The organism is Nonomuraea africana (assembly GCF_014873535.1).
In the GTDB taxonomy this organism is placed as follows: Bacteria; Actinomycetota; Actinomycetes; order Streptosporangiales; family Streptosporangiaceae; genus Nonomuraea; species Nonomuraea africana.
Genome location: NZ_JADBEF010000001.1, coordinates 1200160 through 1216182 on the forward strand (window position 1 = coordinate 1200160; position 16023 = coordinate 1216182).

Here is a 16023-nt window from a genome sequence, read left to right on the forward strand (position 1 = left end):
GAGCCCATGACGCACGAGGTGTTGATCCTGATTCTGGCGGGTTTGGCGGTATTTGTGGGGGCGGTCGTCCAGGGAGGAGTCGGGTTCGGCCTCGGACTGGTCGCCGCGCCCGTCGTGACGATGCTCGATCCCGCCCTGATGCCGGGCTCGATCCAGGTGGTCAACGCCACGCTGCCGCTGTTCACGCTGGCCGCGGAGTGGCGGAGGGTGGACTGGAGGGGGCTGGGCTTCGCGCTGCTCGGCCGGCTGCCGGGCAGCGCGATCGGCGCCCTCATCGTCGTCTACGTCTCCGCCACGACCCTCGGCGTCTTCGTCGGTGTCATGGTGCTGGTCGCGGTGGCGCTGACCGCGCAGGCGCTCGCGGTGCCGCGCAACGGCTGGACGACCACCGCGGCCGGGTTCACCTCGGGCGTGACCGGCACCGCCACCGGCATCGGCGGCCCGCCCATGGCGCTGGTCTACCAGAGCGCCAAGGGTCCGCAGATCCGCGCGACGCTGGCCGCCTTCTTCTTCCTGAGCGCCAGCCAGTCGCTGTTCATCCTCTGGGCGGTCGACCGGCTGCCGGCCAGGGCGCTGTGGTCGGGCGCGCTGCTGATCCCGTTCCTGATCGCGGGCTTCCTCGTCTCGGGGCCGCTGCGCCGCCACCTCGACGGCGGCGGCGTCAGGCGCGCCATCCTCGCGGTGGCCGCACTGTCCGCGCTGGCGTTGATCGCGCAGAGCCTGCTCTGACCCTGCTCTGACCGAGGCCCGCGCCCGTCATGTACGGCGGCCGCCGCCCGCCCGAGACGTCGCCGGATACCACAGGGGTGCGTCCTTCAGATGCAGGGACGCGGTGCCGACTGGACGGGATCCGGCCGGCTCCGGCAAGACGCCGGGGGCCGGGTTAACCGGGCGTTTCTGGATTGTTACCCGCCACAACAAACTCGGCCTTCGCTGGGTCTTCCAAAGCAGGCCGCAGCGGAATACGTTGCCGCAAACAACATTCACCGCGTACGGCAGGCGCCGCCGTACGCGGGCGGAGCAACCCCCATCCGTTCCCCCTGAGAAAGGACCCGTGCACCATGCGCAAGGGGATCCTCAGCCTGACCGCCGCGGTAGCGGCGACGACCCTCGGTCTCACCGCGTGCGGGGGCGACAGCGGTGGCACCACCCAGGCCAGTCCTGCCCAGTCCGGCGCGGCGCCCGCATCGAGCGCGGCCGCCGCGGGCAAGATCGGCGTCATCCTTCCCGACAGCAAGTCCTCGGCCAGGTGGGAGACCGCGGACCGCAAGTTTCTGGAAGAGGCCTTCAAGGCCGCGGGCGTCGCCTACGAGATCCAGAACGCCCAGGGCGACAAGAACGCCTTCCAGACCATCGCCGACCAGATGATCACCAACGGCGCGACCGTGCTGATGATCGTCAACCTGGACTCCGGCACCGGCAAGGCCGTGCTCAGCAAGGCCAAGTCGCAGGGCGTGGCCACCATCGACTACGACCGCCTGACGCTCGGCGGCGGCGCCGCCTACTACGTCAGCTTCGACAACACCAAGGTCGGCACCCTGCAGGGCGAGGGCCTGTCGAAGTGCCTGGCCGACAAGAAGGCTGACAAGCCGATGGTCGCCTACCTCAACGGCTCGCCCACCGACAACAACGCGACGCTGTTCAAGGCGGGCTACGACGGCGTGCTCAAGCCGAAGTTCGACTCGGGCGAGTACGTCAAGGGCCCCGACGAGTCGGTGCCCGACTGGGACAACGCCAAGGCGGGCACGATCTTCGAGCAGATGCTCACCGGCGAGCCGAAGATCGCGGGCGTCCTCGCGGCCAACGACGGCCTCGGCAACGCCGCCATCACCGTGCTGAAGAAGAACAACCTCAACGGCAAGGTGCCGGTCACCGGCCAGGACGCCACCGTCCAGGGCCTGCAGAACATCCTCGCCGGCGACCAGTGCATGACCGTCTACAAGGCCATCAAGAAGGAGGCCGACGCGGCGGCCGCGCTCGCCGTCTCCCTGGCCAAGGGCGAGAAGCCCGCCGCCACCGGCACCGTCAAGGACACCGAGAGCGGCCAGGACGTGCCCGCCGTGCTGCTCGACCCCCAGGCGATCTTCTTCGACAACGTGAAGGACGTCGTGGCCGACGGCTTCGTCACCAAGGACGAGTTGTGCACGGGCGAGTTCGCCGCCAAGTGCGCCGAGGCCGGAATCCAGTAGACGCGGTCAGGGGTACGGCTGGCGGCAGCCGTACCCCTGCGGAGGAGCGAGCAGATGAACCCCGTTCTTGAAGTGAGAGGGATCGACAAGAGCTTCGGTCCCGTGCAGGTCCTGCACGACGTCACCTTCGCCGCTCACCGCGGCGAGGTCACCGCGCTGGTCGGCGACAACGGCGCCGGCAAGTCCACCCTGGTCAAGTGCATCGGCGGCATCTACCCGATCGACGCGGGCGACTACTTCTTCGACGGCGAGCCCGTGCACGTGGCCGGGCCGCGTGACGCCGGCGAGCTGGGCATCGAGATCGTCTACCAGGACCTCGCGCTCTGCGACAACCTCGACATCGTCCAGAACATGTTCCTGGGCAGGGAGCGCAGGAGCGGTCTGGTCCTGGACGAGGCCACGATGGAGGAGATGGCCCAGCAGACCCTCTCCAGCCTGTCGGTCAGGACCGTCAAGTCCATCAGGCAGCAGGTCTCCAGTCTGTCGGGCGGCCAGCGGCAGACCGTCGCCATCGCCAAGGCCGTGCTGTGGAACAGCAAGGTCGTCATCCTCGACGAGCCCACCGCCGCGCTCGGCGTCGCGCAGACCGCGCAGGTGCTCGAACTGGTCCGCAGGCTCGCCGACAAGGGGCTGGCGGTCGTGCTGATCTCGCACAACATGAACGACGTGTTCGCCGTCTCCGACCGGATCGCGGCGCTCTACCTCGGGCGGATGGCCGCCCAGGTCAAGGCGGCCGACGTGACCCACGCGCAGGTCGTCGAACTCATCACCTCGGGCCGCAGCGGAGATCTGGGCCTCACGAACGGGGTCTCGGCATGAGCAAGCTCGTGGCCGAGGAGGCCATCGTCACCGCCGTCAGGCAGCCGTCCATCGGCAACAGCGCCCGCGCCTACCAGGAGCGGGTGCGCGGCGGCGACATGGGCGCGCTGCCCGCCGTGCTCGGCCTGGTCGTCCTCTGCACCGTCTTCGCGCTGCTGCGGCCGGCCTTCCTCACCCCCGTCAACTTCGCCAACCTCTTCACCCAGGGCGGCCAGATCACCGTCATCGCCATGGGCCTGGTGTTCGTCCTGCTGCTGGGCGAGATCGACCTGTCGGCGGGCTTCGCCAGCGGCGTGTGCGCGGCCGTGCTCGCCGTGACGCTGACCACCATGGGCATGCCCTGGTACGTCAGCGTGCTGGCGGCCGTCCTCACCGGTGTCCTGATCGGCCTCGTGCTGGGTGTGCTGGTGGCCAAACTCGGGATACCGTCCTTCATCGTCACGCTCGCCGGCTTCCTGGCCTTCCAGGGCGTGCTCCTCGTGCTCCTGGAGGAGGGCACCAACATCTCCATCCGCGACGAGACCATCCTGGCCGTCGCCAACAGGAATCTCCCGCCGCTGCTCGGCTGGGCCCTGTTCCTGGTCGGGGTCGGCGGCTACGCGCTCGTCCAGGTCGTCAGGTCGCTGAAGCGGTCCAGGCGCGGCCTGGTCGCCGACCCCGCCTCGCTGATCGCGGCGCGCGTCGGCACGCTCGCGGTGATCGCGGGCGTCGCGGTCTACGTGCTCAACCTGGAGCGCAGCCGCAACCCCGCCCTGGTGTCGCTGACGGGCGTGCCCATCGTGGTCCCGATCGTGCTCGCGCTGCTGGTCGTGTGGACGTTCGTGCTGCGCCGCACCGCCTTCGGCAGGCACATCTACGCGGTGGGCGGAAACGCGGAGGCCGCGCGCAGGGCCGGCATCAACGTGGACCGCATCAAGATCAGCGCGTTCGTGATCTGCTCGGGCATCGCCGCGGTCGGCGGCATCATCGCCGCCTCCCGAGGCGCCTCCGTCGACCCGAACACCGGGGGCAGCCAGGTCCTCCTCTACGCCGTGGGCGCCGCGGTGATCGGCGGCACCAGCCTGTTCGGCGGCAAGGGCCGCGTGCTGGACGCCGTTCTCGGCGGCGCCGTGATCGCGGTCATCGACAACGGCATGGGCCTCATGGGCTACGGCTCGAGCGTGAAGTTCATCGTCACCGGCACCGTGCTCCTGCTCGCGGCGGGAGTGGACGCGCTCGCCCGTCGTAGGGCGGCCGCCGCTGGTCTAGGGTGATCAGCGACTTCGGCACGGCAAAGGATCCACTGACGATGCGAGCGGGCCCGTCCCAGGAGGAGATCAGGCGCCACAACCTCGGCGCGCTGCTTCGCCATGTCCACCTGGGCGGACCCACCTCCAGGGCCGAGCTGACCTCCAGGATGGGCCTGAACCGCAGCACGATCATGGCGCTCACCTCCGACCTGACGGCCGCCGGCCTGGTGCGGGAGGAACTGCCCCGCGAGACGGGCCGCGCCGGGCGGCCCTCGCTCGTCGTGCGGCCCGAGTCGTCGCGCGTCTACGTCTTCGCCTTCGACGTCGGCCCCGACCGGCTCGCCGTGGCCCGCGTGGGGCTGGGCGGGGTGATCCTCGACCGGCGTGAGACCGTACGGCGGCGCGACGCCTTCGACCTGGAGGAGGTCGTCGGCACGCTGGCCGGCTTCGCCAGGCAGATGCACCGCAAGACCCGGTCCGACACCGTCTGCGTGGGGGCGGCGGCCGCCGTCTCGGGCGGGGTGGGCAGGAGCGACGGGGTCATCAGGTACGGACCCAACCTCCTGGGCGTGGAGGCCCCCTTCGGCGCGGCGCTGGCCGGGAAGCTGGCCCTCGGACTGCCGGTCAGCGTCGGCAACGACGCCAACCTCGGCGCGCTGGCCGAGCACACCAGAGGCGTCGGCGCCGGCGTGCGGGACCTGATCTACCTGCACGGCGACGTCGGAGTGGGCGGCGGCGTGATCGCCGGCGGACACCTGCTCGGCGGGCACGACGGGTTCGGCGGCGAGGTGGGCCACATGGTGGTCCACCCGGGCGGACGGCTGTGCGGCTGCGGCTCGCACGGCTGCCTGGAGGCGGAGGTGGGGGAGCGGGCGCTGCTGGAGGCGGCGGGCCGCACCACCGAGGGGCCTCTCGGGCGCGACGCGGTCAGGGCCGTGGTCGAGGCCGCCGACAGGGGCGACATCGTGGCGCAGGCCGCGCTGAGCCGCGTGGGCGACTGGCTCGGCCTGGGCGTGGCCAACCTCGTCAACATCTTCAACCCGGAGATGGTGATCTTCGGGGGGATGCTGCGCGAGGTCTATCTCGGCTCGGCCGCCCAGGTGCGCAGCCGCCTCGCGATCGACGCGCTGCCCGCCCACAGGGAGAGGCTGCGGCTGCGCACCTCCGAGCTCGCCGACGACGCCACGCTCGTGGGCGCCGCCGAGCTCGCGTTCGCGCAGGTGCTGGCCGATCCGCTCGAGGCGCTGACCAGGGCGGGCGGCTAGGAGACCTTCGCGGCGGGGGCCGTCCAGGTGTTGCACGCGGCGGGGTCGGCGCCGCGGAAACCCCTCTCGAGCCAGGCGGCGATGTTGCGGCCCTTGCCGTGGTCGCGTACCTTGCCCACCTCGTCGCCGCTCTCCCTGTCGAGGACCAGCAACTCCTGCCAGTCGGCCTCCGTCCGGTCGAGGGAGTGCCAGACGCTGCCGATGAAGACGCCCGCCAGGCACTCGGCCTGGAGCTCGAAGCGCCGGGTCTGCTCCAGCTCCTCCTTCCTGCCGCTGTAGGGCTCGTACTCGAAGGCCCGGGTGATGCCCATCAGGTTCTGGACGTGGTGACCGTACTCGTGGGCGACCGTGTCGAACAGGAACAGGTCGTAGGGGTACTCCAGCACCTTCTCGTCCAGCACGATGGTGAAGCGCCGCTCGGCCGTGCAGTAGACGCCCACCGCGTCGCCCACCTTCTCGTCGCAGAAGGTCGCCGACGACCTGGTGGTGAAGCTGATGCCGGGCTTGCTGAAGTTCACGCCCATCATGGCGAAGCGCTCGCTCCACGACCTGTTCAGGCACTCGTAGACGGCCAGCACGTACCGCTTGGCCAAAGCGCGGTCGCCCGCGGCGATCGGCTTCTCGGGACAGGCGGAGGACTTCAGCGGGCCCCCGCTGTACAGCTTGCTCTTGGTCAGCCGCAGACCCTTGATCGGATAGGCGTCCTGGGCGGCGGAGGCGGGGACGCTGACGCCGCCGACGAGCAGGAGGGCCAGCGCCGCCGTGGCGACGGCGCCGAGAAGGGGGAATCTCATGGTGCGCAGTCTCCAGACGTGCGCTTGAAAAACGATTGATGTCCGCGATCAACCCTGATCACGGACATCAATCGAGAAAGCATGACATGCGTCAGGAGACGCGGGCCTTGGGAGCGCTGAAGGTGTTGCAGGCGTTCGGCGACTCGGCGTCGAAGCCCTTCTTCAGCCAGTGGGCGATGTTGGCGGGCTTGCCGTGCACGCCGTCGTCGAAGCCGGCCTGGGCGACCTTGAGGATGTACTTGAAGTCGAAGTCGCGGCGGCCGAGCGAGCGCCACACGCTGCCGATGAAGGCGCCGGAGAAGCACTCGGCCTGCAGCTCGATCCTGCGGGCCTCGTCGTAGATGCGCGCCTTGCTCTTGCCCTTGGTGCGCTCGACGACGTCGAGCATGCCGGTCAGCTCCTGGATGTGGTGACCGTACTCGTGGGCCACGACCTCCATCAGGAACAGCTCGGTCGGCTCGGACAGGATGACCGGGTCGAGCAGGACGGTCATCTTCCGCTCCGGCGGGCAGTAGAGCGCCTGCGCGCCGGCGGGGAAGGTGCCGCACTTGCCGACCGACTGGCCGGGCTTGCTGACGACGCCGAACTTCGGCTTGCTCCAGGGGATGTTCGCCTTGGCCAGCTGCCTGCTCCACGACTCGTTGAGGCAGTCGAGCACGAACTCCAGGTACACCCTGGCGCCGTCCAGGTCGTCGCGCTGGATCGGCTGCTCCTCACACTCCTTGAGCTCCATCACGCCGGTCTTGTAGACCTTGTTCGCGGTCAGGACCGGCGGGAATCCGGAGGTGCCGGCGGCAGCCGTACCGGCGAACAGAAGGCTCGCGAGGGCGCCGGAAAGCACGGCGAATAGGGGGGAACGCATAGTCACAGGACTTTAGACCACCAAGCGGTCACGCCGGAAGGCGTGACCGCTTGCGAGGAGGTTGCTAGGAGACGTACTTGGCGGAGACGTTCCAGGTGTTGCACGCGGCGGCGGCGCCGTAGTCCCAGCCGCGCTGCATCCACCTGGCCTGGTTACGGCTGGAGCCGTGGTCGTTCTGCGGCCAGATGGAGGCGCCCTTCTCGCCGAACCAGTCGATGATCTGCTGGTAGTAGGCCTCGTCGACCGGCAGCGTGTCCTTGACCGACTTCATGAAGACCGCCGACAGGCACTCGGCCTGCAGCTCCAGGCGGCGCGAGTAGGCGAGCTTGCCCGCCCTGCTGGCGCGCCAGCTCACCTGGCCGTACCACGGCATGATGCCGGCCACCTGCTGCACGTGGTGGGCGTACTCGTGCGCCATCAGGCGGCCGATCCCGACCGGCGACGGGTTGCGCAGCTCCGTCTTGGTGATCAACATGTACATGGTCCTGTCGGAGGAGCAGTAGACGCCGGAGGCGCCGGTCAGCCACCTGCCGCAGGCGGTGTTGCGCTTGGTCGTGATGATGCGCAGTCGGGGCTTGGAGAAGGGCATCCTGGCCTGCTTGAACTCGGCGGCCCACGCACGGTTCAGGCAGTTGGTGAAAGCCTGGAGGAAGTGCTTGTAGGCAGCCGTGCTGCCGCGCTGGATCTCGCCGGGAGCGCAGTTGGAACGCGCGAGCGTCCCCGTCTTGTACAACGGGCTGCTCGTGGCCGCGGCCTTCCCTCGGGGAGGCGCCGCCACCTGCGTGGCTTCCGTCGTGGTGGTGGAGGCCTCGGCGACGCCTGCCGTACCGACGCCGACCATGGCCAGCACCAGACCGGTGGCCACAAGTGACGGGAGTTTCCTAAGGGGGACAGTGTTCATAGTGGGTAAACCCTAGGCCAAGATCGGACAAATCAGGGTGCATTTGACTCCGGTGAGTCATCGCGACGCCCACGAACTAGACTCGATCCGTTGGCGAGTGGATGAGGGGATGATTCCGTGAGCGGGCTGCTGGCCTCGATCAAGGGACCGCACGACGTCAAACGGTTGGCGCCAGAGGAGCTGCCACAGCTCGCCCAGGAGGTTCGTGATCTGCTCGTCGACTCCTGCGCGACGAACGGCGGGCACCTGGGCCCCAACCTGGGCGTGGTCGAACTCACCATCGCGCTGCACAGGGTCTTCGACTCGCCGCGCGATCCGATCGTCTGGGACACCGGCCACCAGTCCTACGTGCACAAGATGCTCACCGGGCGCTCGGACGGCTTCGACGCGCTCAAGCAGGAGGGCGGCCTGTCGGGCTACCCGAGCCAGGCCGAGTCGCCGCACGACTTCGTCGAGAACTCCCACGCCTCCACCGCCCTGTCCTACGCCGACGGGCTGGCCAAGGCGTTCAAGCTGCGCGGCGAGCGCGACAGGGTCGCGGTCGCGGTGATCGGCGACGGCGCGCTCACCGGCGGCATGGCGTGGGAGGCGCTCAACAACATCGCCGCGGTCAAGGACCTGCCGTGCGTGATCGTGGTCAACGACAACGGGCGCTCGTACTCGCCGACCATCGGCGGCCTGGCCACGCACCTGGCCAAGCTGCGGGTCAACCGCCGCTACGAGGACATGCTCGAGTTCGTCAAGAACAAGCTCGGCAATGTCCCCGTCGTCTACGACGCGCTGCACGGCATCAAGAAGGGCGTCAAGGACATCCTCGCGCCCCAGGTGATGTTCGAGGACCTCGGCCTGAAGTACGTCGGCCCGATCGACGGCCACGACGAGCAGGCCGTGGAGGTGGCGCTGCGCAAGGCGCGCGATTTCGGCGGGCCCGTCATCGTGCACGCCCTCACCCAGAAGGGGCGCGGTTACGCTCCGGCCGAGAACCACGACGAGGACCAGTTCCACTCGCCCGGCGCCTTCGACAGGGCCACCGGCGTGGAGAAGCCCAAGGGCCGCATCTGGACCAACGTCTTCAGCGAGGAGCTGGTCGCCCTCGGCAAGGAGCGCGACGACCTGGTGGCGATCACCGCCGCCATGCTCCACCCGACGGGCCTCAACGCCTTCGCCGACGCCTTCCCCGACCGCACCTACGACGTCGGCATCGCCGAGCAGCACGCGCTGACCAGCGCGGCCGGCCTGGCGCTCGGCGGGCTCCACCCCGTCGTCGCCGTCTACGCCACCTTCCTCAACCGGGCCTTCGACCAGTTGCTGATGGACGTCGCCCTGCACCGGCTGCCGGTCACCGTGGTCCTCGACAGGGCGGGCGTCACCGGCGACGACGGCGCCAGCCACAACGGCATGTGGGACCTGTCGATCCTGCAGGTCGTCCCCGGGCTGCGGATCGCGGTGCCGCGCGACGGCGAGCGGCTGACCGAGCTGCTGCGCGAGGCCGTCGCGGTCGACGACGCGCCGACCGTGCTGCGCTTCCCCAAGGGCCCGGTGGCCGCCGGCGTCGAGGCGGTCGGCAAGCTGGGCGAGATGGACCTGCTGCGCAGCGGTGAGCCCGACGTGCTGCTGGTGGCCGTCGGCCCGATGGCGCAGGCCGCGATGGAGGCCGCCGTGCTGCTCGACGCCCAGGGCATCTCCGCCACCGTGGTCGACCCGCGCTGGGTCAAGCCGCTCGACGAGGCGCTCGTGCCGGCCGCCGCCGCGCACAAGCTGGTCGCCGTCGTCGAGGACAACGGCAGGGTCGGCGGCGTCGGCGACGCGGTCGCCCGCCTGCTGCGCGACAACGACGTCGACGTGCCGGTGCGCACCTTCGGCATCCCGCAGGAGTTCCTCGACCACGCCAAGCGGCCGAAGATCCTCGGCTACGCGGGGCTGACGGGACAAGACCTCGCCCGCGACATCACCGAGGCGGTCGCGCGGCGGAGCTCGGCTCTCGAGAACCAGCCCGCCCAGCACTGATCACCCTGCGCACGGCGGCGGTGACGGCCACGATGATCACGGCCGCCACCGCCGCCACGGGCAGCAGCAGCTCGGCGTGCTCGCGCACCACCCCGCCGGCCACCGCGCCGAGCGTCACGTAGGTGCTCACCCAGGCGGTGGCGCCGATCAGCGCCCACGGCATGAACCTCCGGTACGGCATGCCGAGGGCCCCCGCCACCGCGGGGGTGAGGGCGTGCACCACGGGCAGGTAGTAGGCCACCGCCAGCGCCCATCCGCTGCGCTCGAACAGCTCCTCGGCCCGCTCCCACCGCTCCTCGCCGACCCTGCGGCCGAGCCTGCCGTGGCGCAGCCTCGGACCGAGCGCCCGGCCCGCCCGGTGGCCGCCCGAGGCGCCGGCCACGCAGGCCACGACCCCCGCCGCGATGAGCGCCATCGCCTCGGGCGGGCCACCGGCCGTCGTCCCCGCGACGATGAGCAGCGCGTCGCCCGGGACGATCAGGCCGATGCCCACCGAGGCATCCAGGGTGAGGAAGGCGAGCAGGAGCGGCCACAGCAGGACGAGGTCCTGCGCGGCCAGGAGGCCGAGCAGGTCGCCGAACATGCCTCCACCCTGGCGGGACGACAGGGCCGGGCCATCGGGGCGAACCCGGAGATGACCCGGAGAGCTCCCGGCCACCTGGAGGAGCCGCGGCAGGTTTTCCCATGTTTGCGTCGAGGGCGGCTTTCGTCGGCATGATCGCGGATTGCGAGGGAACGATCACCGTGTGGCACAGATACTGAGGACCAAGAGCGTCGAGCAGTCCATCCAGGACACCGAGGCGCCCGAACACCGGCTCAGGCGGCGGCTGTCGGCCGTCGACCTGACCGTGTTCGGCATCGGTGTCATCGTCGGCACCGGCATCTTCGTGCTGACCGGCAGGGTGGCGAGGGAGACCGCCGGGCCCGCCGTCGCGCTGTCGTTCGTGGTCGCCGCCATCGTGTGCGGCCTGGCCGCGCTCTGCTACGCCGAGTTCGCCTCGACGATCCCGGTGGCGGGCTCGGCCTACACCTTCTCCTTCGCCACCCTCGGTGAGTTCCCCGCCTGGATCATCGGCTGGGACCTGATGCTGGAGATGGCGCTGGCGGGGGCGGTGGTCGCGGTCGGCTGGTCGGGCTACTTCACCTCGTTGCTGTCCACGGCCGGCATCGTGCTGCCCGACGTGGGCGTCAACTACCCGGCGATGCTGATCGTGGCGATCCTGACCGGCATCCTGGTGGCCGGGATCAAGCTCTCCTCCAGGGTCAACCTCGCCATCGTGGTGATCAAGGTCACGGTGATCCTGCTGGTCATCATCGCCGGGCTCTTCTTCATCAGAGTGGCCAACTACTCGCCGTTCATCCCGCCCCCCAGGGGCACCCCCGCCGTGGAGGGGATGCGTGCCCCGCTGATCCAGGTGCTGTTTGACATCACCCCGGTCGCCTACGGCTACATCGGCATCTTCTCCGCCGCCGCGATCGTCTTCTTCGCCTTCATCGGCTTCGACATCGTGGCGACCGCGGCGGAGGAGACCATCGAGCCGCAGCGCGACCTGCCGCGCGGGATCATCGGCTCGCTGGCCATCTGCACACTGCTGTACGTCGCGGTCTCCCTCGTCGTGGTGGGCATGCAGCCCTACAGCCAGCTCAGCCAGGACGCGCCGCTGGCCGACGCCTTCACCGCGGTGGGCCAGCCGTGGATCGCCGGCCTGATCAGCATCGGCGCGATCGCCGGCCTGACGACCGTGGTCATGATCCTGATGCTGGGCCAGACCAGGGTGCTGTTCGCGATGTGCCGCGACGGTCTGCTGCCGCGCAGACTGGCCAAGGTGCACCCCCGCTTCGGCACTCCCGCCACGATCACGCTGATCGTGGGGTTCGCCACGATGATCCTGTCCGGGTTCATCTCGCTTGGCGAGCTGGCCGAACTGGTCAACATCGGCACCCTGTTCGCCTTTGTGGTGGTCTCGGCGGGGGTGGTCATCCTCCGCCGTACCCGCCCCGACCTGCCGCGCGCCTTCCGCGCGCCGTTGGTGCCGTGGCTGCCGCTCGCCTCCGTGCTGGCCTGCCTCTACCTGATGCTGAACCTGCCGGTGGCGACGTGGTGGCGGTTCCTCCTCTGGATGGTGGTCGGCGTGCTCATCTACTTCCTGTACGGCTTCCGCCACAGCACCGTCCGCGGGTTCCGCGCCGACTCGCCGAAGATCCAGGACTCCTGACAGCGTCGGCCGGGGCCCCGGCCGTACCGGTCCGGACCCCCTCTTGTAGAAAGATGCCGCCGGAGCTTACGGTGTGCGCAGAAATGCGCAATATCGTTCACACCCCCGGAGGCCATGCGCATGCGCAGAATCGCGTGCTGGTTAGCGGGTGCCGCGGTCGCGGCATTCGGCGTGGTGGCGACGCCCGTCACGGCGCACGCCGACACCCTCGGCTCGATCACCGCCTTCACCGCGGACAACGGCGTCTACACCGCCCAGGCGGGCGCGGCCAAGGTCCGCCTCACCTTCCAGCGGGACGACGTCTTCCGCCTCGAACTCGCCCCCGACGGCGCCTTCACCGACCCGGCCAACACCGGGGCGGGAGCGAAGATCGTCGTCAAGACCGACTACGCGCCTGTCAGCTCCACCTGGAAGGAGTTCGACGACCGGTACGAGGTCGCCACGGGCGCGCTGACCGTGAAGATCGGCAAGCGGCCCGCCCTGGTCAGCGTCTTCCGCGCCGACGGCAGCAAGGTCCTCGCCGAGAGCGCCCCGCTCTCCTGGGACGCCGCGGGCACCAGGCAGACCCTCGAGCCCGTCGCCAAGGAGCAGTTCTTCGGCGGCGGCATGCAGAACGGCCGCCTCAACCACACGGGGCAGACGGTCAACGTCGCCGCCAACCACGATTGGGACGACGAGGGCTATCCCAACGCGGTGCCGTACTACGTGAGCACCGCGGGCTACGGCGTGCTGCGCGACACCTTCGCGCCCGGCTCCTACGCCTTCAAGCAGCCGGTGGTCGCCACGCACAGGGAGCAGCGCTTCGACGCCTTCTACTTCGTCGGCAGGCCGTACGACCTGAAGACGCCCCTTGACCGCTACACCGAGCTGACCGGACGGCCGATGCTACCGCCGATCTACGGCATGGAGATGGGCGACGCCGACTGCTACAACCACTCCAGCCCGACCTACACCGGCGGCAAGAACCCGGAGAAGTGGACGACGCCGAGCGCCGCCAAGGTCGCCCAGGGTTACCTGGACCACGACATGCCGCGCGGCTGGATGCTCGTCAACGACGGGTACGGCTGCGAGTACACCGACCTGCCCGAGGCCGGAGAGCAACTGCGCAGGCGCGGCATCGAGATGGGGCTGTGGACCCAGCGGGCCCTGACCAACCAGGAGTTCGAGGTCAAGAACGCGGGTGTGCGGGTCCGCAAGCTGGACGTGGCCTGGGTCGGCCAGGGCTACCGCTTCGCGCTGACCGGCTGCGAGGACGCCGCCCAGGGCATCGAGACCTACTCCGACGCCCGCCGCTACGTCTGGATGGTCGAGGGCTGGGCGGGGTCGCAGCGCTGCGCCGTGCAGTGGACCGGCGACCACTACGGCACGCTCGACGCCATCCGCTGGCAGATCCCCGCCATCACCGGCGCGGGCCTTTCCGGCATGCCGTTCACCGCGGGTGACATCGACGGCATCTTCGGCGGCTCCGGCGAGTCGTACGTGCGCGACCTGCAGTGGAAGGCGTTCACGCCGGTCCTGATGTCGATGTCGGGCTGGGCGGCGAAGGACAAGCAGCCGTGGACCCGCGGCGAGCCGTACACCTCGATCAACCGCACCTACCTCAAGCTGCGCGAGCGGCTGCTGCCCTACCTCTACACCTACGCCGCCGAGGCGCACCGCACCGGCGCGCCGGTCAACAGGGCGCTGGTGATGGAGTACCCCCGCGACGAGACCGCCTGGCAGGTCAAGGACCAGTTCCTGGCCGGACAGGACTTCCTGGTCGCGCCCGTCTACCAGGCCGGCGACGTGCGCGAGGGCATCTACCTGCCCGAGGGGCGCTGGGTCGACTACTGGAGCGGCAAGGTCCACAACGGGCCGCAGACGCTCGCCGGCTACAGCGCGCCGCTGGACCGGCTGCCGGTGTTCGTGCGGGCGGGCGCGATCGTGCCGATGTACCGCGAGGGCATCAACAACCACGCCGAGCAGAAGGCGAGCGACCCGCTGACGCTGGACCTCTACCCGGCGGGCGACTCGACCTTCAGCATGTACGCCGACGACGGCAGGACCCGCGCGTTCGCCACCGGGCAGTCGGCCACCCAGAAGTTCACCGTCAAGGCGCCGGAGAGCGGCTCCGGCCCGATCACCGTCGGGATCGGCGCGCTCGAGGGCTCCTACGCGGGCAAGCCGGAGGCCAGGCCGTACGAGCTGGTCGTGCACCTGGGCCGGGCCCCCGCCAACGTGAAGTACGGCAAGGACCGGCTGGCCAAGATCAGCGCCGAGGAGTACGCCTCGGGCGCCACCGGCTGGTACGCCGACGGCGCCGTGGTCAGGGCGCGCGTGCCCGCGCTCGCCACCTCGGAGACGGCCGAGCTGACGCTGGTCGGCGGGGCCGTCCTCGGCGGGCAGCACCCGGGCGACTCCGACGTCACGGTGGCCACCAAGCTGCCCGCGATGCTCACCCCAGGCGCCACGATCGAGCTGCCGGTCACCGTCGCCAACGCCACGGGGACCGACATCCGCGACGTCAGGCTGGGCGTGCGGGTGCCCGCGGGCTGGAGCGCCCCCGCCGACGTCGAGGCGGGTGTCATCGAGGACGGCACGAGCGTCGAGAAGACCGTCGCTCTGACGGTGCCCGACGACGCAAAGGCCGGCGCGGTCACGCTCAGCGTCAGCGCCACCTACCGGGCGCACAACCAGGAGCTCACCGCCACCACGGCGGCCGCGGCCAAGGTGCCCTTCAAGTCGCTGGCCGCGGCGTTCGGCAACATCGGCATCACCGACGACGCCGACCCCGGCAAGGGCAACATCGACGGGGGCGGCGGCAGCTTCTCCTACCAGCGCCTGGCCGCCGCCGGAGTCACTCCCGGCGCGCGGGTGAGCGTCCAGGGCGTGCCGTTCACCTGGCCGGCCACCCAGGCGGGACAGCCGGACAACGTGGCCTCGGCCGCGCAGACGATCGCGATGGGCGGGCAGGGCAACACCCTGGCCTTCCTCGGCACCGGCACCAGCACCAGCGCCACCGGGCCGCTGACCGTCCACTACGAGGACGGCACCAGCGACACGGCCACGCTGGGCTTCGCCAACTGGTGCTGCGTCGACCCCGGCACGCACGGCTCCAGGCCCGCCTTCTCCCACAAGGGCAAGAACCTGCCCGCGGGAGCCAACCAGTACCCGACCGTCGACTACCGGATCTTCTACAACCAGGTCAGGGTCAACCCCGGCAAGAAGATCGTCGCGGTCACGCTGCCCGACAACGCCGCCGTCCACGTCTTCGCCGCCTCGGTGGCGACGACGCAGCTGCCCGCCCCGCCCAAGGGCGCGGCGTGGGCGTCGGACGTGCCGTGGATGTCGGCCGACAACGGCTGGGGTCCGGTGGAGAAGGACCGCAGCAACGGCGAGAGCGGCGCCGCGGACGGCCGGCCGATCACGCTGGGCGGCACGGTGCACGCCAAGGGCCTCGGCGTGCACGCGCCCTCGAAGGTGTCCTACCACACCGGAGGGGCGTGCTCGGCCTTCACCGCGACCGTCGGCGTGGACGACGAGATCGCCGACTACGGCTCGGTCGTCTTCTCGGTCCTGGCCGACGGCAAGGAGGTCTACCGCTCGCCCACGCTGACCGGTACGTCGGCGCCGGTGGCCGTCTCGGCCGACCTCAAGGGCGCGGCCTACGTCGACCTGGTCGTCGGCAACGCCGGTGACGGCAACGGCGGCGACCACGGGGACTGGGCCTCGGCCAGGTTCAGCTGCAACCCGTAGGGAACC

Annotated in this window: 12 protein-coding genes; 8 read left to right on the top strand and 4 right to left on the bottom strand. The window is 70.2% G+C overall.

Annotated elements, in window-relative coordinates:
• Positions 1–6: 6 nt before the first annotated feature.
• From H4W81_RS05475 to H4W81_RS05495, 5 genes are all read left to right on the top strand, one after another.
• Complete coding sequence (locus H4W81_RS05475) at positions 7–729, top strand: sulfite exporter TauE/SafE family protein (protein ID WP_225958475.1); 723 nt, start codon at positions 7–9, stop codon at positions 727–729.
• Positions 730–1061: 332 nt separating this feature from the next.
• Positions 1062–2189, top strand: coding sequence for a sugar ABC transporter substrate-binding protein (locus tag H4W81_RS05480; RefSeq protein WP_192773761.1), 1128 nt, complete (start codon positions 1062–1064; stop codon positions 2187–2189).
• Between the two features lie 54 nt (positions 2190–2243).
• Entirely contained in the window at positions 2244–3008 is a 765-nt protein-coding gene (locus H4W81_RS05485) for an ATP-binding cassette domain-containing protein (protein WP_192773762.1), read from the top strand.
• Positions 3005–4261, top strand: coding sequence for a sugar ABC transporter permease (locus H4W81_RS05490; protein ID WP_192773763.1), 1257 nt, complete (start codon positions 3005–3007; stop codon positions 4259–4261). The genes H4W81_RS05485 and H4W81_RS05490 overlap by 4 nt, the downstream gene beginning before the upstream one ends.
• 35 nt (positions 4262–4296) lie before the next feature.
• A complete protein-coding gene (locus H4W81_RS05495; RefSeq protein ID WP_192773764.1) occupies positions 4297–5502 on the top strand; it encodes an ROK family transcriptional regulator in 1206 nt (401 codons plus the stop codon).
• Here the strand turns inward: H4W81_RS05495 and H4W81_RS05500 are convergent.
• From H4W81_RS05500 to H4W81_RS05510, 3 genes are all read right to left on the bottom strand, one after another.
• On the bottom strand, positions 5499–6296 hold the full coding sequence (locus tag H4W81_RS05500; protein ID WP_192773765.1) for a neutral zinc metallopeptidase: 798 nt from the start codon (positions 6294–6296) through the stop codon (positions 5499–5501). The genes H4W81_RS05495 and H4W81_RS05500 overlap by 4 nt on opposite strands.
• A gap of 91 nt (positions 6297–6387) precedes the next feature.
• Positions 6388–7158 carry a neutral zinc metallopeptidase gene (locus H4W81_RS05505; RefSeq protein ID WP_192773766.1) on the bottom strand — a complete coding sequence of 257 codons (771 nt, stop codon included), beginning with the start codon at positions 7156–7158 and terminating at the stop codon, positions 6388–6390.
• 64 nt (positions 7159–7222) lie between these two features.
• Entirely contained in the window at positions 7223–8059 is an 837-nt protein-coding gene (locus H4W81_RS05510) for a neutral zinc metallopeptidase (RefSeq protein WP_192773767.1), read from the bottom strand.
• A 117-nt stretch (positions 8060–8176) separates the two neighbouring features.
• On the opposite strand from H4W81_RS05510, the gene dxs reads away from it, so the two are divergent.
• Entirely contained in the window at positions 8177–10066 is a 1890-nt protein-coding gene (gene dxs / locus H4W81_RS05515; protein WP_397127161.1) for a 1-deoxy-D-xylulose-5-phosphate synthase, read from the top strand.
• Here the strand turns inward: dxs and H4W81_RS05520 are convergent.
• A complete protein-coding gene (locus tag H4W81_RS05520; RefSeq protein ID WP_192773768.1) occupies positions 10008–10649 on the bottom strand; it encodes a DedA family protein in 642 nt (213 codons plus the stop codon). The genes dxs and H4W81_RS05520 overlap by 59 nt on opposite strands.
• A 163-nt stretch (positions 10650–10812) precedes the next feature.
• Between H4W81_RS05520 and H4W81_RS05525 the strand changes: the two genes are divergently transcribed.
• Together H4W81_RS05525 and H4W81_RS05530 are read left to right on the top strand one after the other, a co-directional pair.
• On the top strand, positions 10813–12282 hold the full coding sequence (locus H4W81_RS05525) for an amino acid permease (RefSeq protein WP_192773769.1): 1470 nt from the start codon (positions 10813–10815) through the stop codon (positions 12280–12282).
• 120 nt (positions 12283–12402) lie between these two features.
• Positions 12403–16017 carry an NPCBM/NEW2 domain-containing protein gene (locus H4W81_RS05530; RefSeq protein WP_192773770.1) on the top strand — a complete coding sequence of 1205 codons (3615 nt, stop codon included), beginning with the start codon at positions 12403–12405 and terminating at the stop codon, positions 16015–16017.
• Positions 16018–16023 lie beyond the last annotated feature (6 nt).